Source organism: Paracoccus sp. TD-10, from assembly GCF_048270675.1.
Lineage (GTDB): Bacteria > Pseudomonadota > Alphaproteobacteria > Rhodobacterales > Rhodobacteraceae > Paracoccus > Paracoccus pantotrophus.
Window position 1 is genome coordinate 2,082,748 of the sequence record NZ_CP182418.1, and the last position, 21,163, is coordinate 2,103,910.

The following is a 21,163-nucleotide window of genomic DNA, read 5'->3' on the forward strand; positions in this document are numbered from 1 at the left end:
ACAAGAAGATTGAGATCCGGTTAATCCGCCGTTGCAAAGGGCAGGACCAGCGGGAACGAGCCCGCCAGGGTCTGGATATGGATCAGCCCCGGCAGCACATGCAGCTGCGCGCGATGGCCCGGATGGCGGGCCAGATCGGCGACGAATTGCATCGTGGCGGGCGCCGGTCCGTCCGGTGGCGGGCCGTCGCTGCCCGAGCGCTTCTCGCGGTCGCCCAAGGCCACCAGCAGCGGCAGCGAGGCGGGTGCGGCCTCTTGCGCCACGCGGCGGATCAGCGCCTCGTCCCACCAGATCGAGGGGCTGATCGCGGCATGGCGGGCAAAGCCCTGCGGCCGCGCCAGCAGCGCGTAAAGCGTGAACAGCCCGCCGAAACTGTGCCCCCAGAGCGTGCGGCGGGCCGGATCGACGGGCAGCCCGGCCTCGGCCGCCTGCCGCAGCGGGCCGGTCAGCCGGTCGTGAAAGATCGCCGCGCCGCCGGCCATGCGGCCTTCGTGGACATGGTCGGGGCGCAACCCGTCGCCCGGCCCGTCCGGCGCGGTGAAGTCCAGCGTCCGCAATTCGCGGGCGAATTGGCGGTCGGTGTCATAGCCGATGCCGACAATCATCAGGCCGGGGGCCAGCGCCAGATGCTCGGGCGTCAGGAAGTCGAAGGCGGCATTGCCGTCCAGCATGTAAAGCACCGGCCAGCCCCTGGCCGGCGCCGGCGCCCTGGGCACCGCCAGGAACAGCCGGTAGCCGGACCCGACCGCCACCACCTTCTGCGACAGCGCATGGGTCGGCGCCCCGGTCTGAAAGATGCGCAGTTCGGCCTGTTTCCTGGCGTGATCCGGCCCGACCTGTCCAAGCTGCGACATGATGCGACAATTCCCCCTGTTCACAAAGCCCTGCATCCTTGCCGGCGTTAGTTGACAAGGACGGTCAGGAATATAGGTTGCCCGCTGACCGAAGCCAGCCCTGATCGGGGTCAGCCAAAGCGAGTCCTGGTCTGTTTTCAAGGAGTTTCTCATGGCATATCCATCGCGCCCCGCACTTCGCGCCCTGCTGGGGGCCTCGGCGCTTGCGCTTTCGGTGATCGCGGGCCCCGTCCTGGCCGAAACCGTCTTTACCAAGCCGCTGGTCGAGTTCGCCGGCCGGGTCAGCGCCGGCGGCGTCGATCGCGCCCCGGTCCACAAGGGCGGCAAGGCGGTGATCGAGGGCCAGAACCTGATCCCCGGCCAGACCGTCACGCTGATGCGCGGCACCACCACGCTGAACGCCGAGCCGATCACCGTCGATGCCGAGGGCGGGTTCAGCTTTGCGCTGGATGTCGACGCCGAGGCCGAGACCGGCTTGCAGCCCATCGTGGTCGTCACCGAGAACCCGGCCTCGGCCGAGGTGGTCGAGCTGAAGGTCTCGCCCGAGGTGGCGGTCGCGGGGACCGAGAAATTCGCCGTCGCCAGCGAGCCGGTGGTGCGCGGTCTTTACCAGGTGAAGTTCAGCGAGGCTGCGAATGCCGCATTCGTGACCAGCGCGGTCGGCCGGCCGCCAGTCAAGGAATCGAAGCTGGTCAAGATCAATGCCGAGACGCTGAAGATCGAGGCCGAGGCGACCCCCGGCGCCGCGCCCGCCCGTCCCGATGGCAGCGACGGCGGCGTCTTCGCGGTCTATGGCATCGATGTCGACGAGGCGAACGGCCATGTCTGGGTGACCAATACCCGCCAGGACACGGCGGCGGTCTACAAGCAGTCCGACCTGTCTCTGGTCAAGCAGTTCGAGCCGGGCGCCGTGCCCCATGCCCGCGACGTGGTGGTGGACGAGGCCAACGGCCGCGCCTATGCCAGCGCCACCGGCACGCCCGAGATCAAGGTCTTCGACACCAAGACGCTGGAACCGCTGGAGCCGATCACCGTCCAGTCGCAGATCCGCGGCGAGGAGTTCTCGACCATGGCGCTGGACATCGACGAGGCGGGCGGCAAGCTGGTGACCGTCAGCCTGTCCACGCCGGAGGCGGCGGTGGTCGACCTGGCCTCGGGCGAGGTCAAGGTGATCCCGCTGCCCGGCACCAAGGCCGCCTCGGGCGTGGCCTACGACCCGCAGGAAGGGCTGATCTTCGTCGCCTCGCAGGCCACCGACAACCTGCTGATCGTCAAGGCCGAGACCGGCGAAGTCCTGCATGACGTGGCCGTGGGCGCCGGTCCGCTGAACGTGGCCTTCGAGCCGGTCGGCCGCCTGGCCTATGTCGCCAATCGCGGCGCCGGCACCATCGCCGTGGTCAGCCCCGAGGGCGAGATCGTCGCCAATCTCGACGCCGGCAGCTATCCGAACCAGCTGCGCGCCGACGGCAAGGGCAATGTCTGGGCGGTCAACAAGTCGCGGGGCGAGGACGACGAGGCGGGCGACCGCATCTGGCGCATCACCCCCGCCACGGAGTAAGAGGGCCTCGACCCTGCCGGGGCGTTCGCGCCCCGGCGCATGAGCCAACGGACCCGCCATGACCCTGACCCGCCCGCTGCTTGCCGCCTTTACCCTGATCGCCTCGCTTGGCGCTGCCGCAGCGGATGTGGTGGCCACCGACATCCTGGGGCGCGAGGTGCATCTGCCCGAGCCCGCCCGCCATATCGTGCTGGGCGAGGGGCGGCACCTGTCGGTGCTGGGCCTGATGCACGACGATCCGGTGGCGCTGGTTTCCGGCTGGCGGCTGGACAAGGCGCTGGACGAGCCGACCATGCAGGCTTACCGCGAGAAATTCCCCGACATCGACCAGATCCGCCCGGTCGGCTCGGGCAATCGCGACATCTCGGCCGAGGCGATCATCGCGCTGCATCCCGACCTGGTGGTGCTGACGCTGATCGACCAGAACGATCCCGGCATGGAGGTCGCCCGCCAGCAGATCGAGGCGGCGGGCATTCCGGTCGCCTATGTCGATTTCTTCTCGCACCCGCAGGAGAATTCGATCCCCAGCCTGCGCATCTTGGGCAAGCTGACCGGCGCCGAGGATCGAGCCGAGGAATTCGCCAGCTTCTACGACAGCCGGCTGGCCCGCATCCGCGACCGGCTGGCCGAGCCCGGCATCGCCCGGCCGCGCGTGTTCTTTCACGTCCATGCGGCGCCGCAGAACTGCTGCTCGACCGTCGGCAGCGGGGTGTTTCACGACTTCATCACCACGGCCGGCGGGCAGAATATCGGCCATGACACCGTCAAGGGCGTGCTGGGCAATGTCAGCCTGGAATACCTGATCGGCGCCGACCCGGATGTCTATATCGCCACCGGCGGTACGCATATGGCGGCGCGGGGCGGGCTGGTTCTGGGCTCGGGCGTGGATGCCGAAACCGCGCAGGCCAGCTTTCAGCGGCTGATCGCGGCATCGGGCTTTGCCTCGCTGCGCGCGGTGGAGCAGGGGCGCACGGCCGGCGTCTGGCACCTGTTCAACGATTCGCCCGTGCATATCGCGCTGATCGAATACCTGGCCAAGACCTTTCATCCCGAGCTGTTCCAGGACGTCGATCCCGCCGCCACGCTGGCCGAGATCAACGCCCGCTTCTCGCCCGTCATCGTGCCGGGGACTTGGTGGGTGACGCCGGAACAATGAGCGACGCGACGCTGCAACGCTATCACCGGCAAGGCCGGCGCAACGCCCTCCTGGTGGCGGCGCTGGGCCTTGCTGCGCTGGCGGCGCTGCTGCTGGACCTTGTAACCGGCCCCGCCGGCCTGCCGCTGGCCGAGACGCTGCGGGCGCTGGCCGGCGGCGAGGTGGCCCGCGGCACCCAGGTCATCGTCTGGGACGTGCGCCTGCCCGTGGCCTGCATGGCGCTGCTGGTCGGCGCGGCGCTGGCGCTGGCCGGGGCCGAGATGCAGACGGTGCTGGAGAACCCCTTGGCCGAGCCCTTCACGCTGGGCGTGTCGTCCTCGGCCGCGCTTGGCGCCGCGGTGGCGATCGTGCTGGGCCTGACCCTGCCCGGCCTGCCGGCGGTCTGGAGCGTCTCGGGCAACGCCTTCCTGTTCGCGCTGGGTGCGCTGGGGCTCTTGCAACTTCTGGGCCGCATCCGCGGCGGCGGCCCCGAGGTGCTGATCCTGTTCGGCGTGGCGCTGAACTTCACCGCCGCCGCGCTGCTGTCCTTGCTGCAATTCGTCGCCTCGGCCGATGCGCTGCAACAGCTGGTGTTCTGGACCATGGGCAGCCTGGCCTCGGCGCAATGGCCCGGCGTAGTGATGATCGGCGCGGTGTTGGCGGTGGCGGTGCCGTTTTCGTTCCGCGCGGCCTGGAAGCTGACCGCGCTGCGGCTGGGCGAGGATCAGGCGAAAAGCTTCGGCGTCGACGTGGCCGGGCTCAGGCGCTGGACGCTTTTGCGGGTCAGCCTGCTGGCCGCCGCGGCCGTGTCCATGGTCGGCGTGATCGGCTTTGTCGGCCTGGCCGGGCCGCATATCGCCCGCATGCTGGTCGGAGAGAACCACCGCGTCTTCCTGCCCGCCAGCATCCTGACCGGGGCGCTGGTCATGTCGCTGGCCTCGACACTTTCCAAAACATTGGTGCCGGGGGTGCTGCTGCCGGTCGGCCTCGTCACCTCGCTGATCGGGCTGCCGATCTTTTTCGCGCTGATCCTGCGCGGCAGGCGGCGCTGATGCAGGGGCTGCTGGCACAGGGCATCTCGGTGCGCTACGGCGCGCGCAGCGTGCTGACGGGCCTGGACCTGCCCTTGCTGCGGCCGGGCGAGGTCACGGTGCTGGCCGGGCCGAACGCCGCCGGGAAATCCACGCTGCTGCGCGCCATCGCCCAGTTGCAGCCGCATGGCGGGCAGGTGCTGCTGGATGGGCACGACCTGGCCCATGTGCCGATGCGCGACCGCGCCCGGCTGATCGGCTTCATGCCGCAAAGCCTGCCGTCAGGCTCGTCCCTGGTGGCGCTGGAAAGCGTGATCGCGGCGCTGCGCGCGGGCGAGACCCTGGGCGCGCGCCAGGCCGATGCCGCCGCCATGGCGGTGCTGGACAAGCTGGGGATCGGTTCGCTGGCGCTGGAACCGCTGTCGGCCTTGTCGGGCGGACAGCGGCAAATGGTCAGCCTGGCGCAGGCCATCGTGCGCGACCCGCGCCTGTTGCTGCTGGACGAGCCGACCAGCGCGCTGGATCTGGCGCGGCAGGTGCGGCTGCTTTCCGAACTGCGGCGCCTGGCGGGCGAGGGGCGCATCGTCGTCGCCGTGCTGCACGACCTGGCGCTGGCGGCGCAATGGGCCGACCGCATCGTGCTGATCCACGGCGGCCACACCCATGCCGAAGGCAGACCGGAACAGGTGCTGACCCCGCAGCTTCTGGCCCAGGTCTATGGCGTCGAGGCGCGGGTCGAGCGTTGCTCGCGCGGGCGCATCATGGTGCTGATCGACGGCGAACACGCGCCGGGCTGACCATCTCCCGGTGCAAGGCGCTTGCCGCAGAAACCGCCGCGGCCTTCAATTCGCCCGTTGCCGCGAGCGAAAGGGCAAGGGCGCGACGGGAATGCCGTCCTCCAGCAGCTTGCGGGCCTCTTCCAGCCTCGCCTCGCCATGGATCGCGCGCTCGGGCGCCAGGCCCTCGTGCATGGCGCGCGCCTCGGCGGCAAAGGACATGCCGACGTAATCCGAGTTTTCCTCGACATGGCGGCGCAGCCTTTCCAGCGCCGCCTCATGGTCGTTGCGGGGGCTGTGCAGATCGGGGGCCTCGTCGCGGCTCTGCGCCACGCGCGGCGCCATCAGCGCTTTGTCCACCTGGGCCGAGCCGCAATGCGTGCACGTGACCTGCCCCGCCGCGCGCAGGCTTTCGAACCCGTCCGAGGACCGGAACCAGCCATCGAAATCATGGCCTTTTTCACAACGCAGGGCATAGCGGATCATCTCGGCTCCTTTCCCTTTAAATATCGGGCCGCGCAGGGGCTTATGCAAGCCCGCGCCGGGCCAGGGCCGCGATCCGTCCGATCAACGTGGCGGGATTGCCAGCCCGCGCCAGAAGCAGCGCCCGCGCCGCCGCGCCCATGCGGCGCTGCCCCCCGGCATCCCGCGCCAGGGCGGCCAGCGCCTGCGGCAGGCCCGCCGCATCGCAGCCCCGCGCCGCGCCGGCCGCGGCCAGATCGGCATAGTCGCCGGCATGGTTGGCGACATGCGGCCCGTGCAGGACGGCGCAGCGCCAGGCGGCGGGCTCCCATGGCGTATGGCCGCCGTGATCGGCAAAGGAACCGCCGGTGATGCAGATGCCGGCGGCGTGATACCATTGCGCCATCTCGCCCAGCGTATCGGCCAGCAGCACCGGCGCGCCAGGCCCGCCGCCCCGGCTGCGACGCGCATATTCCAGCCCCCGCGCGGCGATCAGCGCCGCCACGGCATCGCCGCGCTCGGGATGGCGCGGCGCCAGGATCAGCCGCAGGCCCGGCACCGCCTCGCGCGCCGCCGCCCAGGCATCCAGCATCAGCGCATCCTCGCCCTCATGGGTCGAGGCCGCCAGCACGGTGCGCGCGCGCTCCGGCCCGTCCTCGCCCGGCTCGACCCGGGCGGGGGCCAGCAGCTTCAGGTTCAGCCGCGGCGTCAGCGCGCCCGCCCGCAGCCCCAGCGCCAGCAGCCGCGCCTCGCTGCCTGGATCCTGCGCCGACAGCGCGTCGATGCGGGCCAGCATCGGCCCGATCAGCCCCGGCAGCCGGCGCCAGCGCGCCGCCGAGCGTGCCGAGATGCGCGCGCCCACCACCACCTGCGCCACGCCCCGCGCCGCCGCCATGGCCGAGCGGTTGGGCCAAAGCTCGTTCTCGACCGTGACCAGCACGGCGGGCCGGACCCGGTCCAGAAAGCGGCCCACCGCCTGCGGCACGTCCAGCGGCGCCAGCGCGCAAGGATGGCCCAGCCGCCGGGCCAGGTCGCGCCCGGTCAGGCTGTTGGTCGTCACCACCAGGGGAAAGTCCGGCGCCAGCGCCTCGGCCAGCACGCGGGCCGAGTTCAGCTCGCCCACGCTGGCCGCATGCAGCCAGATCCCGCCCGGCGCGACCGCGGGGCCGGACAGCGCCAGCCGTTCGCGCCAATCCGCCCCGGCCAGCGGCGCGGCCAGGCCCAGCGCCCCGCCGGCCAGCGCCGTGGCGCCGCGCCAGATCAACGCAGCGCGGCCTCGGCAGCCTCGCGGATGGCGCGGATGTTCTCGCCGTAAGGGGCACTGTTCGACACCGAGCCGCCGCGGAACACGGCCGAGCCGGCGACCAGAACATCCGCCCCCGCCGCCGCGACCAGCGGCGCGGTGGTGGGATCGACCCCGCCGTCGATCTCGATATGCACCGGCCGGTCGCCGATCATGGCGCGCAATTCGCGCACCTTCTCGACCTGGCTGTGGATGAACTTCTGCCCGCCGAAGCCGGGGTTCACCGTCATCACGCAGATCAGGTCGACATCGTCCAGCAGCGGCCGCGCGGCTTCCGCCGGGGTGCCGGGGTTCAGCGCCAGCCCGGCCCTGGCGCCGGTGCCGCGAATGGCCTGAAGCGTGCGGTGGACATGCGCCCCGGCCTCGACATGGGCGGTAATGATGTCGCTGCCCGCCTCGGCGAAGGCCTCGATATAGGGATCCACCGGGGCGATCATCAGGTGCACGTCCATCACGCCGCGGATATGCGGCCGGATCGCCTTGCACATCGCGGGACCGAAGGTCAGGTTCGGCACGAAATGCCCGTCCATCACATCGACATGGACCCAGTCGGCGCCCTGGTCCTCGACCGCGCGGCATTCCTGGCCGAAATTGGCGAAATCCGCGGAAAGGATGGAAGGCGCGATCTTGATGCGGCGGTCGAACGTCATGTCTGGCTCCCTGCAATGCCCCTGGTCCCGGTTATCGTCCCGGCCGGGCAGCCGTCAACAGGCCTGAAGGTCGCATTTCTCCGTTTCCCAAATACCCCGCGGGGGTCCGGGGGCGCGAAGCCCCCGGCTTCCCCCCTTGGGCTTTCCGCCGCAGGGCCTATATTGGGGCCAAGGCGCCAGGCCGCAGCCGGCCCCCGCGCATCCCTATTCCGAAGGACTTCCAATGACCGAAACGAAGGAAATTTCCTGGGACGACTGCATGCTGCCCTTCCAGCTGGAACGCTCGGACATGCGCGGCCGCGTCGCGCGTCTCGGGCCCCTGCTCGAACACATCCTGTCGCGCCACGACTACCCGGTCCCGGTCAGCGCCATGGTAGCGGAACTGACCACGCTCGCCGCGCTGATCGGCCAGACCATCAAGCTGCGCTGGAAGCTCTCGCTCCAGGTGCGCGGCAACGGCGCCATCCGCACCATCGCCACCGACTATTACGCCCCCGAGACCGAGGGCGGCCCCGCCCGCATGCGTGCCTGGGCCAGTTTCGACGCCGAGCGGTTGCAAGACGGTCTGCCCGGCTTCGACCAGCTCGGCCAGGGCTATTTCGCGGTGCTGATCGACCAGGGCGAGGGCACGACCCCCTACCAGGGCCTGACGCCGCTGGCCGGCGGTTCGCTTGCCACCTGCGCGCAGACCTATTTCGAACAGTCCGAACAGCTGCCGACCCGGTTCGAGCTGACGGTGGGCCGCGCGCGGCTGCCCGGCCAACACCAGGAACATTGGCGCGCCGGCGGCATCATGCTGCAGACCCTGCCGGCCGGCAGCCATGCCGGGCCCGAGGGCGGCGACCTGCAATCCGCCGACATCCTGCAGGGCGCGCAATCCGAGGACTGGAACCGCGCCACCACGCTGATGGCCACGGTCGAGGCGATGGAACTGGTCGATCAGGCCCTGCCCTTGCCGAACCTGGTCTTCCGCCTGTTCCACGAGGAGGAGCCCGCGGCCTTCGCCGCGCAGCCGCTGGTCTTCGGCTGCTCCTGCAATGCCGAGCGGGTGCGCAGCACGCTGTCGATCTATTCGGCCAAGGACATCGGCCACATGACCAACGAGGACGGCATCGTGACCGCCGATTGCCAGTTCTGCGGCGCACATTACGAATTCGACCCCAAGAGCCTGGGCTTCGAGGCAGAGATCGATGCCGAGGGCAATCCCCTGCCCAAGGGCGGGACCGGGGAAAGCCGGGCCGCGCTTTGATGGGAACGATCCGCGAGAGATTGGCGCGGGCCCTGTCGGAAAGGACGGGGCCCTCGTCGGATTTCGACTTCGGCGGCGCCCCGCCGGGCGAGGTTGCGCTGCGCCCGGCCGGCGTGCTGGCCGGTTTCGACGCGGTGGACGGCCGGCTGATTCTGACCAAGCGTGCCTCCAGCCTGCGCCACCATCCCGGCCAGATCGCGCTGCCCGGCGGCAAGGTCGATCCCGGCGATGCCGACGAGGTCGCCGCCGCCCTGCGCGAGGCGCATGAGGAGGTGGGCCTCGATCCCGCCCGGGTCGAGGTGCTGGGCACCATGCCGCCGCATCGCACCATCACCGGTTTCGCCATGACCCCGGTGCTGGCGCTGATCCACGGCCCCTTCACCCCGATCCCCGAGGCCGGAGAGGTCGAGGAAGTGTTCACCGTCCCCTTCGCCCATGTCGCCGATCCGGCCAGTTACCACATCGAGGGCCGGATCTGGCGCGGCGCGCGGCGGGACTATTATGTCGCCTCCTGGGGCCCCTATTATATCTGGGGCGCCACCGCCCGCGTGCTGCATTCCCTGGCGACAAGGCTTTCCGCATGACCCGGCTGACCGCGCCTTTCCTGGACGACCCGGCCCTGGGGCAGGTGCTGGCCGCGCTTTCCGCGGGCGGCGCCCAGGCATTGATCGTCGGCGGTGCGGTCCGAAACGCGCTTCTGGGCGAGCCGGTGGCGGATGTGGACATCTCGACCTCGGCCCGGCCCGAGGAGACCGTGCAACTGGCCGAGGCGGCCGGCCTGCGCTCGGTGCCCACCGGCATCGAGCATGGCACCGTCACCGTCATCGCCGATGGCCGCGGCTTCGAGGTCACCAGCTTTCGCCGCGACGTGGAAACCGATGGCCGCCGTGCCGTCGTGGCCTATTCCGACCGCATCGAGGACGATGCGCGGCGGCGCGACTTCACCATGAACGCGCTTTACGCCACCGCCTCGGGCGAGGTGCTGGACCCGGTGGGCGGCCTGCCCGACCTGGCGGCGCGCCGGTTGCGCTTCGTCGGCGACCCGCGCGCGCGCATCGCCGAGGACTATCTGCGCATCCTGCGCTTCTTTCGCCTGCTGGCCTGGTATGGGCGCGAGGCCGATCTGCACGCGCTGGCCGCCTGCCGCGAATTGCGCCAGGGGCTTGCCGGCATCTCGAAGGAACGCATCGGCCACGAGATGCGCAAGCTGCTCGACGCCCCCGACCCGTCCCACGCCGTGGCGCTGATGGCCGAGGCGGGGGTGCTGCCGCTGGTCCTGCCCGGCGCGGATGCCAGCGACGTGCCGGAACTGGTCGAGATCGAGCGGGAATACGGCACCGGCGCCCTGCCCTGCTGGCCGCGCCGGCTGGCGCTCTTGGGCGCGCCGAACCCGGCCGAGGCGCTGCGCCTGTCGCGGGACGAGGCCCGCACCCAGGACCGGATCGCGCAGGCGCTGACCATGCCCGCGCCCGCCGCCGCCTATCGCCTGGGCCGCGCCAGCGCCGCGCAAGCGGTGCTGATCCGCGCCGCCCGCGGCGACAGGCCCGCCTTCGGCTGGTGCCACGAGCTTGCCCGCGGCGCCGGGGCGAAATTCCCGCTGACCGCCCGCGACCTGATGCCGGACCTGTCCGGACCTGCCCTGGGCGAGGCGCTGCGCCGGGCCGAGGACGCCTTTGTCGAAAGCGATTTCACCCTGCCGCGCGAGGCGCTGCTGCGGATCGCCCTGCAACAGGAGGCCCGCGCCTGATGCATGATTTCTTCGCCCGCATGATCGACGCCTTCCGCCCGGCGGACGGCCCGCCGCCGCGCAGCCTGCTGGCCTTTTTCCGCTGGTGCCTGTCGGGCGCATGGCCGGGGCTGACGCTGGCCGCGGTGGCCTCGGCGCTGGGAGGCATCGCCGACGTGGTCTCGGCCGTGCTGCTGGGCTGGGTGGTGGATGCGGTGGTCTCGACCCCCGTGGACCGGATCTGGGCGGACCAGGGCGGGCTGATCCTGGGCTTTGCCGCCTTCTTCCTGCTGATCCGCCCGGCGATCTTCGGGCTTTCGACCGCCAGTTCCAGCGTCATCATCGGGCCGAACATCCTGCCCCTGGTGCTGTCGCGGCTGCATCGCTGGACCATGGGCCATGCGGTGACCTTCTTCGACAACGATTTCGCCGGCCGCATCGCGCAAAAGCAGATGCAGACCGCCCGCGCCGTGACCGACGTGGCGACAGAATTCGTCAACGTGGTGGCCTTTGCCCTGGCCTCGGTGATCGGCTCGGCGGCCTTCCTGGTCTCGGTCGATGGCTGGGGCGCGCTGGCGCTGATGGTCTGGCTGGGCTCCTACGTGCTGCTGATCCGCTTCTTCCTGCCGCGCATCCGCACGCGCTCGGCCAGCCGGGCCTCGGCGCGGGCCATGGTGACGGGTCAGGTCGTGGACACGATCACCAATATCAAGACCGTCAAGCTTTTCGCCCATGCCGAGCACGAGGACCGCGCCGCGCTTGGCGCCATGGCCGGCTTTCGCGAACGCGCGCTGGATTTCGGCCGGGTCAGCACCTGGTTCCGCCTGTCGCTGATGACCATTGCCGGCGCGCTGCCGGTGATCCTGGTCGGCGGCACCATCCTGCTGTGGCGGCAGGGCATGGCCACGGCGGGCGACATCGCCGCCGCCGGCGCCATCGCCATGCGGCTGGCGCAGATGACCGGCTGGGTCAGCATGGCGCTGATGGGGGTCTGGGGCTCGATCGGCGAGGTCGAGGACGGCATGAAGACCCTTGCCCCGCCCCATGCCCTGACCGATGCGCCCGATGCCGTCACCCTGGGCCGGGTCCAGGGCCGCATCGACTTCGACCACGTGGATTTCGCCTATGGCCGCGGCGAGGGGCAAAGCAATGGCGGCGGCATCATCGACCTGGACCTTCATGTCGCGGCGGGCGAAAAGCTGGGCATCGTCGGCGCCTCGGGGGCGGGGAAATCCACCATGGTCTCGCTGCTCTTGCGGCTTTACGACGTGGAGGGCGGCGCGGTCCGGGTGGACGGCCATGACGTGCGCGCCGTGACGCAGGAAAGCCTGCGCCGCAACATCGCCATGGTCACGCAGGAAACCGCCATGTTCAACCGCTCGGCGCGCGAGAACATCCTCTACGGTCGCCCCGACGCGACCGAGGACGAGATCGTCGCCGCAGCCAAGGCCGCCGAGGCGCATGAGTTCATCCTCAAGCTGCGCGACCACATGGGCCGCACCGGCTATGACGCGCATCTGGGCGAGCGCGGCGTCAAGCTGTCCGGTGGCCAGCGCCAGCGCATCGCGCTGGCCCGCGCGCTCTTGAAGGACGCGCCGATCCTGGTGCTGGACGAGGCGACCTCGGCACTGGACAGCGAGGTCGAGGCGCAGGTCCAGGACGCGCTGCACCGTGCCATGCGGGGCAAGACCGTGCTGGCCATCGCGCACCGGCTTTCGACCATCGCCGAACTGGATCGCATCGTCGTGCTGGAATCCGGCCGCATCGTCGAACAGGGCAGCCATGCCGAACTGCTGGCGCTCAATGGCACCTATGCGCGCTACTGGAACCGCCAGTCGGGCGGCTTCCTGGGCACCGAGGAAGACGAGGACACCACCGAGGCCGCCGAGTGACCACCTGGACCGTCGAGCGGCTGGGCCGCAAGGGCGATGGCGTGGCCATCGCGGGAGAGAGCCGCGCGCTGGCCGCGCTGACCCTGCCCGGCGAGGTGATCGAGGGCGAGGCCGAGGCCGGCCGCATCGCCAGCCCGCGCATCGTGACGCCTGCGCCCGAACGGGTGCGGCCGCCCTGCCCGCATTACCGCGCCTGCGGCGGCTGTTCGCTGATGCATGGCTCGGACGATTTCGTGAAGGCATGGAAGGTCGGCGTGGTGACCGAGGCGCTGCGCGCGCAGGGGCTTTGCGCGCCCATCGCCGGGGTGCATGTCTCGCCGCCGCGCTCGCGCCGGCGTGCGGTTCTGTCGGGGCGGCGCACGAAAAAGGGCGCGCTCGTGGGCTTTCACGCCCGCGCCTCGGAGGTGATCGTGGACATCGCCGACTGTCACGTGCTGCGCCCGCGGATCCAGTCCGCTCTGCCGCTGTTGCGGCGGCTGGTGGTCGCCGGCGCCTCGCGTTCGGGCGAGTTGTCGCTGACCGTGACCGAGACGCCGGCGGGCCTGGACCTGGCCGTCACCGGCGGCAAGCCGATGCAGCCGGCGCTGTTGCAGGCCCTTGCGGCATTGGCGGATGAAGGCGACCTGGCGCGGCTCAGCTGGGACGGGCAGCCGATCACTCGCCGCCCGCCGGCGCTGGCCATGGGCCGGGCGCGGGTGGTGCCGCCGCCAGGCAGCTTTTTGCAGGCCACCGCCGAGGGCGAGGCCGCGCTGCTGGCCGCCGTGCGCAGCATGGTCGGCGGCGCCGGGCGGGTGCTGGACCTGTTCGCGGGCTGCGGCACCTTTTCGCTGCCGCTGGCCGAGACGGCCGAGGTCCATGCCGTCGAGGGGCTGGCCGCGCCCTTGCAGGCGCTGGATGCCGCCGCCCAGCAGGCGCCGGGCCTGCGCCGAATCACGACCGAGGTCCGCGACTTGGCGCGCCGGCCGCTGCTGCCCGACGAGCTTGGCTATGACGCAATCGTGATCGACCCGCCCCGCGCCGGGGCCGAGGCGCAGGCGCGCGAGATCGCCCGCGCGCAGGTGCCCATGCTGGCCTGGGTCAGCTGCGACCCGGTCACTTTTGCAAGGGATGCGCGGATTCTCGCCGAGGGCGGCTATGCGATCGAACGGCTTTTCGTGGTCGACCAGTTCCGCTGGTCACCGCATGTCGAGACCGTGGCGGAAATTCGCCGACGCTAGCGAAATTTTAATCTCTGTGGTATTTCATAACAAAACGAAGCGCATAGCGCACACAGAGGGCAGTGATGATTCGGGCAATACGCGCATTTTTCGCGGTTGTCGCAGTAGCCGTCTTGGCAAGCTGCGGCGGGGGCGACAGCCTGCAACCCAGCAAGACCTATCAGGGGCCGCCGATCACGCAGATCGTGGTCAAGAAGGCCGACCGCAAGATGTATCTGGTCAGCGGCAAGGAGGTCGTCAAAAGCTACAAGATCGACCTCGGCAACCAGCCTCTGGGCCACAAGCAATTCGAAGGCGACGGCCGCACGCCGGAGGGCCTGTATTTCATCGACCGCTTCAACCCGCGCAGCCGCTATCACCTGTCGGTCGGCATCTCCTATCCTTCGGCGCAGGACGTGGCCAATGCGGCGGCGCGTGGCCAGCGGCCGGGGGGCGACATCTTCATCCACGGCCTCGGTCCCGAAGGGCGGGCGCTGAACCGGCCGGACTGGACCGCCGGCTGCATCGCCGTCACCGACGAGGAGATCGAGGAGATCTTCACCATGCTGCGGCCGGGCGTGCCGATCTTCATCTATCCCTGACGCCATCCCTGACATCGCCGAACGATGACCCAGGCCCCGCGCATCGGCGCGGGGCCTTGCCATGTCGGAAGGCCGGGACGGCAGCAAGCCGGGCGACCAGCGCCGGCCGGCATCAGGCTGACGCATCCGCCATGGACAACGCCATGGGCCTTTCCGGCGGCTGCACCGCAGGGCGGTCCGGCAGGCAAGCGAACGAGCAGACGAGCAGACGAGCGCGCAGGGTGAACCGGCGCGTCGCACCAAAGCAATGGGTTGCACCCGGACGGTTCCTGCCTTTAGGTAAAAAATTGACTGAATCACTTGGTTATTATCAGTCGCGTCTTCACCCATTCCCGGAGATCATCCATGAGATCGCTACTCGCCCCCGCCCTGCTTGCCGCCACCTTCGTCGGCACCGGCGCACAGGCCCAGGACTTCGGCTATGAAGCATTCGAGCCTTCCGTGAACCATATCGACCTGGAGACCTGCCCGGCACGGGTGACGGCCGAGAAGGTCTTTTGCCGCGCCACGCTTCTGCATGACACCGTCTATGTCTATGTCTTCGAGGACCGCAACGAGATGAAATTCGTCGAGATGCTGGCCTTCGAGGCAGGCGAATACGAGATCACCTTCAAATAGGATCCCGGCCGGCAGGGTCCGGGGAACCGCGGCGGCTGCGGCGCGGCACCCGGCGGGATCGGGCCCGCGACAGCATTTGCAGGCCCGTCTCGGCCGGCCATGGCAGCGCCCGGCATCGGGCGCCGCATGATCGCATCGTTCCTGTTCGCGAACCGGCATGCGCCGCTGTTGCGGCGCGCGGCGGCAACGGCCTTGACCAAGTGCCGCCTGTCGGCCGGACATGCAGCACCCGGCATCCTTGCTTCGGCCCTCTCGGCGAACCGGCATGCGCCGCCGACGGCCCTGATCGGGCTTCGTCGGCTGGCCAAGCGGCCGGAAAGGCGCGGCCCGCAAAAGGCCGCGCCGCGTTGTCAGATGCCGGCGCCCGGGGCAAAGCCCCCGGCCATGGCCATCGGCGCACCGGCCGCGCCGGTGATCAACACCCACCAGATCTTGCCCGAGGGTTCCTGGTACCAGCCGATGCCGAACTCCGTGGCGCGCGGATCCATGATGACGTCGCGGGTGTCGCGGGTCTGCATCCAGGCGTTCAGGGTGGTGATCTCGTTTTCGTAGGTCTCGGAGATGTTCTCGCCGATCAGATGGCCCATATAGCCCTGGCGCCGCACCCGCTCCAGCGGCGATGAGCCGTCCGAGCCGAAATGCCAGGCCCGGTTCTGCGCCGCCATGTCGCGGGCATGGACCTTGGCGGCCGCATCCAGCGCGGGGCTCTGCATCATGGCGGGCGCCGCGACATTGGCGCGCAGCGCGTTGATCTGGCCCAGGACGCGGCCGGGGATCTGCGCCTCTTCGCGCGGGGTGATGCGATAGGCCGTGGGCAGCGGCTGGCCGTCGGGGCCCAGTTGCGGCTGAGGCTGCTGGCAGGCCGCAAGGGCCAGCACCGACACAAGCGCCAGGGTGGAAAGTTTCAGCATGATGTCCTGTCCCCAAGGATGTTTGCGCCAGCCATACAAAAGCGCAACCGCCGCTTCAAACCCAAGATTGCGTGAGCGCAACAGCCTGCGACTGTGTTGCGACAATGACGCTTGTTTGAATTGCAAGGCGTTCGCGGCAGGCGTAAATCCCCGTTCCAGCAAGACCTCTTTCGCACATTCGGGCAGAGAAGGCCGCAGGAAGCGGTCCGTCACATATCAGGAGCGACACATGATCACGCCGAAGAAACCGGTCTCGCGCCGGACATTTCTGACCGCCTCGGTGGCGATGGGCGCGGCAGGGCTGGCGGCCCCGGCCATCGCGCAATCCTTCGACCCCTATACCGGCCAGCCCTTGCAGGGCACGGCGGGCGGCGCCACCCCGGATGCGGGTATGGTGCAATACGATGCCGGACAGGATTCGCGGCGCAACATCTCCAGCTTCCGTATGCAGGACTGGCAGCCCTATTTCAGCAGCCTGACCAATGGCGCGATCCTGGTCGACCTGACCTCGCGCGCGCTGCATTACTGGTCCGAGGACCAGTCGGTCTACAAGCTGTTCCCGACCTCGGTCCCGGTCAGCGCCGACCTGACCCGCACCGGCCGCACCGAGATCATCAAGAAGGTCGAGGGCCCCAGCTGGGCGCCCACCCCCGAGATGAAGAAGCGCAACCCCGAATGGCCGGATTTCGTGCCGCCGGGGCCGGACAACCCCTTGGGCACCCATGCGCTGTGGCTGAGCTGGCAGTATTACCGCATCCACGGCACGCATGACACGCGCAAGATCGGCCGCAAGTCCTCGAACGGCTGCATCGGCCTTTACAACGAGCATATCAAGCAGCTCTACGACCTGACCAAGATCGGCACCCAGGTGCTGCTGATCTGACCCGGCCGGGACAGGAACGACCGCTACGGTGAAGGTTTTCCGATACGGGCCGCGGCATGAGGGTGCCTCTGGTGCGGGGTCGGGCCGCGTTGGAAAACCTCCCAAGGCGGAAGCCGCGGGGGTCTTGGATCAGGCTAGGGGTAAAGCGCGCAAAGGGACGGGACGACGGATTTATCCGGAGTGCGGCTGATGGCGTTCCAGGCACCTGATACGATCGCAAACCCGGCCGATGATCTCGACAAGGGCTGTGCGGTTTGGAGTTTCTGCCGCCTCGTGCCGTGCTGGCAATGAACAAGCACGCGCTGTTGGGACCGGGCCTGCGGTCTGTGGCCGGTGCTGTTTCGTGACGGACGACGGGCGATATGTCATGCGGCCTGTTCCCTCGGTGGCGCGCGCGACATCGGTGTCTGTCCCCGCCTGAAGATCTCGATGATGCGCATGACACCGCCGCAGGAGGGGCATGGTGAGCGGGGCGATCTCGGGCTTTGGCTCTGGAACGGCGACCTGTTCAGACTGCTGGACGCAGAGCAAGGCGCGGATCTTGGTGATATTGGCCTTGCGAGCCGAACTGGCCAACAGGCCGGAATGCCGGATGCGGTGGAAGCCATCGGGCAGGACATGGATCAGGACGCGACGGATGAACTCGGGCGTGGCCAGCCGCATGACTTTTTGCCGGTCGCCGGATTCGATGCGGTAATCCTTCCAGCGAAAGGCGACGGCATGGGCATCGGCGCTGACCAGACGCGCGTTGGAAATGGCGACGCGGTGCGTGTAGCGGCTGAGATAGGCCAGCACGGCCTCGGATCCTCCGAAGGGCGGCTTGGCATAGATCACCCATTCGGATTGTCGGAACGGGGCGCGTCAGGCGGTGAAGGTGCGCGCGTCGGCCAACTCGGCAAGATCGCTTAAGAAGACCAACTGACCGGCCCGGTGCAGATCCCTCAGCCCGTCCAGAAACAGGCGTCGGAACAGCCGCGACAGAACCCGCACATGCAGCAAGAACCCGCGCTTGCAGGTGACCCACCACGTGCCCTCGGGCAACAGGCCGCCGGTCGGAACGATCATGGGGATGTGGGGATGAGTCAGCGCCGATCCCCAGGTGTGCAGCACACTGGTCACGCCGACACGGGCGCCAAGGCGCTTGGGGCCGGCGGCGATGGTCATGACCGTTTCCGCTTTCGGGCATTCCTTCGGACCGATGGCAGTCATGCCCACACCCTTGAACAGCAGCCCGTAGACCGCCCTCTTGTTGCAAGAAGCGATCCGCGCGATCTCGGCCGGAAGGGTGAAGACGGCGTGACCGGGAGCAGATCCTCGGCACGCGCTGCCATCCAGTCGCGCGCCGCCGGTCCCTGGCACCTGGGGCAATGCCGGTTCTTGCAGGAGTTGTAGGCGATAGGGTGATGGCCGCACCTGGCACAACCCGCCACATGCCTGGCCCAAGTGCCTCGGTCCGGCAGGCCTCGATGGCCGACATAACCTTCAGTTGGGTCAGGCTGACATGCCCGGCATTGGCCCGCCGCCACGTGGGACCATGGGCGCGAAAGATGTCAGCGATCTCCAGCGTCAGTCGGGACACCCCGTCGTCCGATCACTCCAGGCTTCGCTTAACGGTCTGGTCCTGTAACCTGGCCAGCATCTCGTAGGGGGCTGACGGTGTGAACCGCTCCGGGTTCTCCGGAGGCTGATTTCGGTTAGTTACGCGGCCATGTCTTCAGTATCCGGAGCGGCGTGGAAGCTTGCCTCCGCTTCCGCTGGCGGGATGTTTCCGATCGGCTCGAGAAGGCGGCGGTTGTCGAACCAGTCGACCCATTCGAGGGTGGCATACTCGACAGCTTCGAAACTGCGCCACGGCCCGCGTCGATGGATCACCCCGGCCTTGAAGGGACCGTCGATCGTCTCCGCCAAAGCGTCGTCGCAGCTGTCGCTGACGCTGCCCCAGATGGTTCGATGCCGGCCTCGCCCAGCCTCTCGGTGTATTTGATCGACAGGTATGGCGACCCGCGGTCGGAATGGTAAACGAGCCCCGCGCCCGTGACCGGTCGCCGATCATGCACGGCCTGTTCCAAGGCTTCGAGCACGAAGCCTGCGTGAGCTGTTTGGCTCGCCCGCCAGCCGACGATCCGGCGTGCGTGGGCGTCGATGACGAAAGCCACATACACGCAACCCCTCCAGGTAGCGACCTAGGTGAAATCGTCGTCCATTGGGCTCCCCGCCGTCGCCACGCACAGGGTGAACCATGGTCCGCAAACCAGGTCGAGGGCCGACTTCTTCAGCAACCTGATAGGGCGGGCAGAATGCAGGATATGCGACTACGCCGCGCTGGTCGCCGTTGCATCCGAGTGGATCGATGCGGTGAACAGGGCACGCGGTGATGTTCACTAATGCCACGACCGTCCGCTTCGTTCCGCAAAGCGGACATCCGCATATCCGACCCTCAGATCCAGCCCGCCAGATTCTCGGCGATCACGGCCGCCAGCACGTCGATATGCGCGGGCTCGGCGTTCAGGCAGGGGATATAGGTGAACTCCTTGCCGCCGGCATGTTCGAAGGCCTCGCGGATCTCGCCCTGGATCTCTTCCAGCGTCTCGATGCAATCGGCCGAGAAGGCGGGCGAGATCACCGCGATCTCGGTGATGCCCTGCTTGGCCAGTTCGGCCACATGCTCGACCGTATAGGGGCGCAGCCATTCCTCGGTGCCAAAGACCGACTGGAAGGTGGTGTCGATCACACCCTCGTCCCAGCCCAGCCGTTCCCGCAGCAGGCGCGAGGTCTTCTGGCACTGGCAATGATAGGGGTCGCCCTCCATCAGGTAGCGTTTCGGCATGCCGTGATAGCTGGCGACCAGCTTTCTCGGCTGGCGGCCGCCAAGCGCGCGTTCGACCGAGGCGGCCAGCGCCGCGATATAGTCCGGCCGGTCGAAATAAGGCGGCACGGTGCGCGAGGCCGGCTGCCATTTCTGCGTCATCAGCGCCCGGAAGAACTGGTCGTTCGCCGTCGCCGTCGTCGCCCCGGCATATTGCGGATAGAGCGGGAAGAACAGGATGCGGTCGCAGCCCGCCTTGACCATGCGCTCGACCACGTCCGGCGTCGAGGGATTGCCGTAGCGCATGCAGAAATCGACCATGACCCGGTCGCCCCACAGCGCCGAGGCCCGCTCGCGTAGCGCCGCCACCTGCTGCTTGGTGATGGTCATCAGCGGGCTTTCGTTCGCCTCGTTGTTCCAGATCAGCCGGTAGTTCGCTCCCGAGGTGAAGGGCCGCTTGGACAGGATGACAGTCTGCAGCAGCGGCTGCCATTTCCAGGCGGGATAATCGATCACCCGCTTGTCCGACAGGAACTCGCTCAGATAGCGCCGCATCGGCCAGTAGTCGGGCGAATCGGGCGTGCCCAGGTTGGCGACCAGCACGCCAATCTTGCGGGCTGGGATGTTCGGATGGTCGGCTGGGGCGTACTCGGTAAAGGTCATTCGGGCTTTCTCGTGCTGGCAAGAGCTTCGGCAAGCGGCATCCGGGCCGAGCCGGGCCGAAGCGGTTTCTGCTGACTGGCATCGGGCGCCCATCCGGTCAGGAAGACCAGATCGAAGGTGGCCCGGATGCGCGTTTCATCCTGCGGGTCGGGATGGTTTTCGGCATAAAGCGCGGCGGCGCGCAACAAGACATCTCGTCGCGTCGGGCGCCGCAGCCGCTGGGCCAGCGCATTGCCCTCGCCCATGGCGCGCAGGTCGCGCGCCAGATGGAACAGGCTGCGATAGCTGGCGATCTGGGTGATCTGGTCGGCGACCGGCAGCGCCAGGCCCGCGCGCGGCAAAAGCCCGCCCAGGTCGCGGATCTCGCCCATGGGCAGGACGCGGGGCGACAGGCCGCCCGTCACCTCGGCCTCGGCGCGGGTCAGCGCGTCGCGCAGCTCGTGCAGGCTGCGCCCGCCGGGACAGGCGGCGATGAACAGCCCGTCGGGGCGCAGCGCGCGCGCCGCCTGGGCGATCTGGCCCACCGGATCCTCGGCCCAGTGCAGCGCCATGGCATGGATCACCAGGTCATGCGCCCCCGGTTCCAGCGCCAGCACGGGCGTATCGGCGACGATCGCCGCGCTGGGCAGGGCATCGCGCCAGAACTGCGGCTGGCCGGTGACGACGGCGACGGCGCTAAACCGTCTGTTAACCTCTGCCAGCCTATCCTCGATCTCGTCGGCGACGATTCGATGCAGGAAATCGACCGGCCCCAGGCGCAGGGCGCGGGCGCGGTTGCGCTCCAGCGCGCGGCGATCGGTCAGGCCGGGAACGGAAGAGGTGGGATCGGGCATCATGGGGGCTGAACA

General features: G+C 69.0%; 19 protein-coding genes and 2 pseudogenes. 12 read left to right on the top strand and 9 right to left on the bottom strand.

Features of this window, described 5'->3' with window-relative positions:
- Positions 1–20: 20 nt before the first annotated feature.
- Positions 21–854, bottom strand: a complete 834-nt coding sequence (locus ACNKFW_RS10365; protein ID WP_374327683.1) for an alpha/beta hydrolase — start codon at positions 852–854, stop codon at positions 21–23.
- A gap of 151 nt (positions 855–1,005) precedes the next feature.
- Between ACNKFW_RS10365 and ACNKFW_RS10370 the strand changes: the two genes are divergently transcribed.
- From ACNKFW_RS10370 to ACNKFW_RS10385, 4 genes are read left to right on the top strand one after another with little or no spacing between them, the layout of a single operon-like run.
- Positions 1,006–2,412, top strand: a complete 1,407-nt coding sequence (locus ACNKFW_RS10370; RefSeq protein ID WP_418024296.1) for an ATP-binding protein — start codon at positions 1,006–1,008, stop codon at positions 2,410–2,412.
- A 58-nt stretch (positions 2,413–2,470) separates the two neighbouring features.
- Positions 2,471–3,568, top strand: coding sequence for an ABC transporter substrate-binding protein (locus tag ACNKFW_RS10375; protein ID WP_418024298.1), 1,098 nt, complete (start codon positions 2,471–2,473; stop codon positions 3,566–3,568).
- A complete protein-coding gene (locus ACNKFW_RS10380; protein ID WP_418024300.1) occupies positions 3,565–4,599 on the top strand; it encodes a FecCD family ABC transporter permease in 1,035 nt (344 codons plus the stop codon). The genes ACNKFW_RS10375 and ACNKFW_RS10380 overlap by 4 nt, the downstream gene beginning before the upstream one ends.
- Positions 4,599–5,375: an ABC transporter ATP-binding protein gene (locus ACNKFW_RS10385; RefSeq protein ID WP_024843974.1), complete on the top strand. Its 777-nt coding sequence runs from the start codon at positions 4,599–4,601 to the stop codon at positions 5,373–5,375. Before ACNKFW_RS10380 ends, ACNKFW_RS10385 begins: the two co-directional genes overlap by 1 nt.
- 45 nt (positions 5,376–5,420) lie before the next feature.
- Here the strand turns inward: ACNKFW_RS10385 and ACNKFW_RS10390 are convergent, their stop codons facing one another.
- The 3 genes from ACNKFW_RS10390 to rpe are packed head-to-tail and all read right to left on the bottom strand — an operon-like array spanning position 5,421 to position 7,769.
- Complete coding sequence (locus ACNKFW_RS10390; protein WP_024843975.1) at positions 5,421–5,840, bottom strand: DUF1178 family protein; 420 nt, start codon at positions 5,838–5,840, stop codon at positions 5,421–5,423.
- Between the two features lie 40 nt (positions 5,841–5,880).
- On the bottom strand, positions 5,881–7,080 hold the full coding sequence (locus ACNKFW_RS10395) for a 3-deoxy-D-manno-octulosonic acid transferase (RefSeq protein WP_418024303.1): 1,200 nt from the start codon (positions 7,078–7,080) through the stop codon (positions 5,881–5,883).
- Positions 7,077–7,769, bottom strand: coding sequence for a ribulose-phosphate 3-epimerase (gene rpe, locus ACNKFW_RS10400; protein WP_024843977.1), 693 nt, complete (start codon positions 7,767–7,769; stop codon positions 7,077–7,079). Before rpe ends, ACNKFW_RS10395 begins: the two co-directional genes overlap by 4 nt.
- Before the next feature lie 223 nt (positions 7,770–7,992).
- Here rpe and ACNKFW_RS10405 point away from each other — a divergent pair, with 223 nt between their 5' ends.
- The 7 genes from ACNKFW_RS10405 (at position 7,993) to ACNKFW_RS10435 (ending at position 15,052) form a co-directional block, all read left to right on the top strand.
- The gene (locus ACNKFW_RS10405; RefSeq protein ID WP_024843978.1) at positions 7,993–9,018 is read left to right on the top strand and encodes an Hsp33 family molecular chaperone HslO; all 1,026 of its coding nucleotides are present in this window, start codon (positions 7,993–7,995) and stop codon (positions 9,016–9,018) included.
- On the top strand, positions 9,018–9,602 hold the full coding sequence (locus tag ACNKFW_RS10410) for an NUDIX hydrolase (RefSeq protein WP_024843979.1): 585 nt from the start codon (positions 9,018–9,020) through the stop codon (positions 9,600–9,602). The genes ACNKFW_RS10405 and ACNKFW_RS10410 overlap by 1 nt, the downstream gene beginning before the upstream one ends.
- Positions 9,599–10,765: a CCA tRNA nucleotidyltransferase gene (locus tag ACNKFW_RS10415; RefSeq protein WP_418024306.1), complete on the top strand. Its 1,167-nt coding sequence runs from the start codon at positions 9,599–9,601 to the stop codon at positions 10,763–10,765. Before ACNKFW_RS10410 ends, ACNKFW_RS10415 begins: the two co-directional genes overlap by 4 nt.
- Complete coding sequence (locus ACNKFW_RS10420) at positions 10,765–12,636, top strand: ABC transporter ATP-binding protein (RefSeq protein WP_024843981.1); 1,872 nt, start codon at positions 10,765–10,767, stop codon at positions 12,634–12,636. The genes ACNKFW_RS10415 and ACNKFW_RS10420 overlap by 1 nt, the downstream gene beginning before the upstream one ends.
- On the top strand, positions 12,633–13,853 hold the full coding sequence (locus tag ACNKFW_RS10425) for a class I SAM-dependent RNA methyltransferase (protein ID WP_418024308.1): 1,221 nt from the start codon (positions 12,633–12,635) through the stop codon (positions 13,851–13,853). The genes ACNKFW_RS10420 and ACNKFW_RS10425 overlap by 4 nt, the downstream gene beginning before the upstream one ends.
- 65 nt (positions 13,854–13,918) lie before the next feature.
- On the top strand, positions 13,919–14,434 hold the full coding sequence (locus tag ACNKFW_RS10430) for a L,D-transpeptidase family protein (protein ID WP_024843983.1): 516 nt from the start codon (positions 13,919–13,921) through the stop codon (positions 14,432–14,434).
- Between the two features lie 345 nt (positions 14,435–14,779).
- Positions 14,780–15,052: a hypothetical protein gene (locus ACNKFW_RS10435; protein WP_024843984.1), complete on the top strand. Its 273-nt coding sequence runs from the start codon at positions 14,780–14,782 to the stop codon at positions 15,050–15,052.
- Positions 15,053–15,402: 350 nt separating this feature from the next.
- Here ACNKFW_RS10435 and ACNKFW_RS10440 read toward each other — a convergent pair whose 3' ends face one another.
- Positions 15,403–15,963, bottom strand: a complete 561-nt coding sequence (locus ACNKFW_RS10440; protein WP_418024310.1) for a CAP domain-containing protein — start codon at positions 15,961–15,963, stop codon at positions 15,403–15,405.
- 229 nt (positions 15,964–16,192) lie between these two features.
- Here ACNKFW_RS10440 and ACNKFW_RS10445 point away from each other — a divergent pair, with 229 nt between their 5' ends.
- On the top strand, positions 16,193–16,846 hold the full coding sequence (locus tag ACNKFW_RS10445) for a L,D-transpeptidase (protein ID WP_024843986.1): 654 nt from the start codon (positions 16,193–16,195) through the stop codon (positions 16,844–16,846).
- A gap of 365 nt (positions 16,847–17,211) precedes the next feature.
- On the opposite strand, the pseudogene ACNKFW_RS10450 reads toward ACNKFW_RS10445, so the two are convergent.
- From ACNKFW_RS10450 to ACNKFW_RS10465, 4 genes and pseudogenes are all read right to left on the bottom strand, one after another.
- Positions 17,212–18,425 (bottom strand): annotated as a pseudogene (locus tag ACNKFW_RS10450) (IS91 family transposase).
- 119 nt (positions 18,426–18,544) lie between these two features.
- A pseudogene (locus ACNKFW_RS10455) lies at positions 18,545–19,029 on the bottom strand (DDE-type integrase/transposase/recombinase); the annotation flags it as partial.
- A gap of 254 nt (positions 19,030–19,283) precedes the next feature.
- Positions 19,284–20,315, bottom strand: a complete 1,032-nt coding sequence (gene hemH, locus ACNKFW_RS10460; RefSeq protein ID WP_418024313.1) for a ferrochelatase — start codon at positions 20,313–20,315, stop codon at positions 19,284–19,286.
- Positions 20,312–21,151, bottom strand: coding sequence for a methyltransferase domain-containing protein (locus ACNKFW_RS10465; protein WP_418024315.1), 840 nt, complete (start codon positions 21,149–21,151; stop codon positions 20,312–20,314). The genes hemH and ACNKFW_RS10465 overlap by 4 nt, the downstream gene beginning before the upstream one ends.
- Positions 21,152–21,163: the final 12 nt, after the last annotated feature.

Bases quoted from the DNA above. Each gene is read 5' to 3' on its own strand.
- ACNKFW_RS10365 (WP_374327683.1), bottom strand. From the start codon at position 854: ATGTCGCAGCTTGGACAGGTCGGGCCGGATCACGCCAGGAAACAGGCC.
- ACNKFW_RS10370 (WP_418024296.1), top strand. From the start codon at position 1,006: ATGGCATATCCATCGCGCCCCGCACTTCGCGCCCTGCTGGGGGCCTCG.
- ACNKFW_RS10375 (WP_418024298.1), top strand. From the start codon at position 2,471: ATGACCCTGACCCGCCCGCTGCTTGCCGCCTTTACCCTGATCGCCTCG.
- ACNKFW_RS10380 (WP_418024300.1), top strand. From the start codon at position 3,565: ATGAGCGACGCGACGCTGCAACGCTATCACCGGCAAGGCCGGCGCAAC.
- ACNKFW_RS10385 (WP_024843974.1), top strand. From the start codon at position 4,599: ATGCAGGGGCTGCTGGCACAGGGCATCTCGGTGCGCTACGGCGCGCGC.
- ACNKFW_RS10390 (WP_024843975.1), bottom strand. From the start codon at position 5,840: ATGATCCGCTATGCCCTGCGTTGTGAAAAAGGCCATGATTTCGATGGC.
- rpe (WP_024843977.1), bottom strand. From the start codon at position 7,769: ATGACGTTCGACCGCCGCATCAAGATCGCGCCTTCCATCCTTTCCGCG.
- ACNKFW_RS10405 (WP_024843978.1), top strand. From the start codon at position 7,993: ATGACCGAAACGAAGGAAATTTCCTGGGACGACTGCATGCTGCCCTTC.
- ACNKFW_RS10410 (WP_024843979.1), top strand. From the start codon at position 9,018: ATGGGAACGATCCGCGAGAGATTGGCGCGGGCCCTGTCGGAAAGGACG.
- ACNKFW_RS10415 (WP_418024306.1), top strand. From the start codon at position 9,599: ATGACCCGGCTGACCGCGCCTTTCCTGGACGACCCGGCCCTGGGGCAG.
- ACNKFW_RS10420 (WP_024843981.1), top strand. From the start codon at position 10,765: ATGCATGATTTCTTCGCCCGCATGATCGACGCCTTCCGCCCGGCGGAC.
- ACNKFW_RS10430 (WP_024843983.1), top strand. From the start codon at position 13,919: ATGATTCGGGCAATACGCGCATTTTTCGCGGTTGTCGCAGTAGCCGTC.
- ACNKFW_RS10435 (WP_024843984.1), top strand. From the start codon at position 14,780: ATGAGATCGCTACTCGCCCCCGCCCTGCTTGCCGCCACCTTCGTCGGC.
- ACNKFW_RS10440 (WP_418024310.1), bottom strand. From the start codon at position 15,963: ATGCTGAAACTTTCCACCCTGGCGCTTGTGTCGGTGCTGGCCCTTGCG.
- ACNKFW_RS10445 (WP_024843986.1), top strand. From the start codon at position 16,193: ATGATCACGCCGAAGAAACCGGTCTCGCGCCGGACATTTCTGACCGCC.
- hemH (WP_418024313.1), bottom strand. From the start codon at position 20,315: ATGACCTTTACCGAGTACGCCCCAGCCGACCATCCGAACATCCCAGCC.
- ACNKFW_RS10465 (WP_418024315.1), bottom strand. From the start codon at position 21,151: ATGATGCCCGATCCCACCTCTTCCGTTCCCGGCCTGACCGATCGCCGC.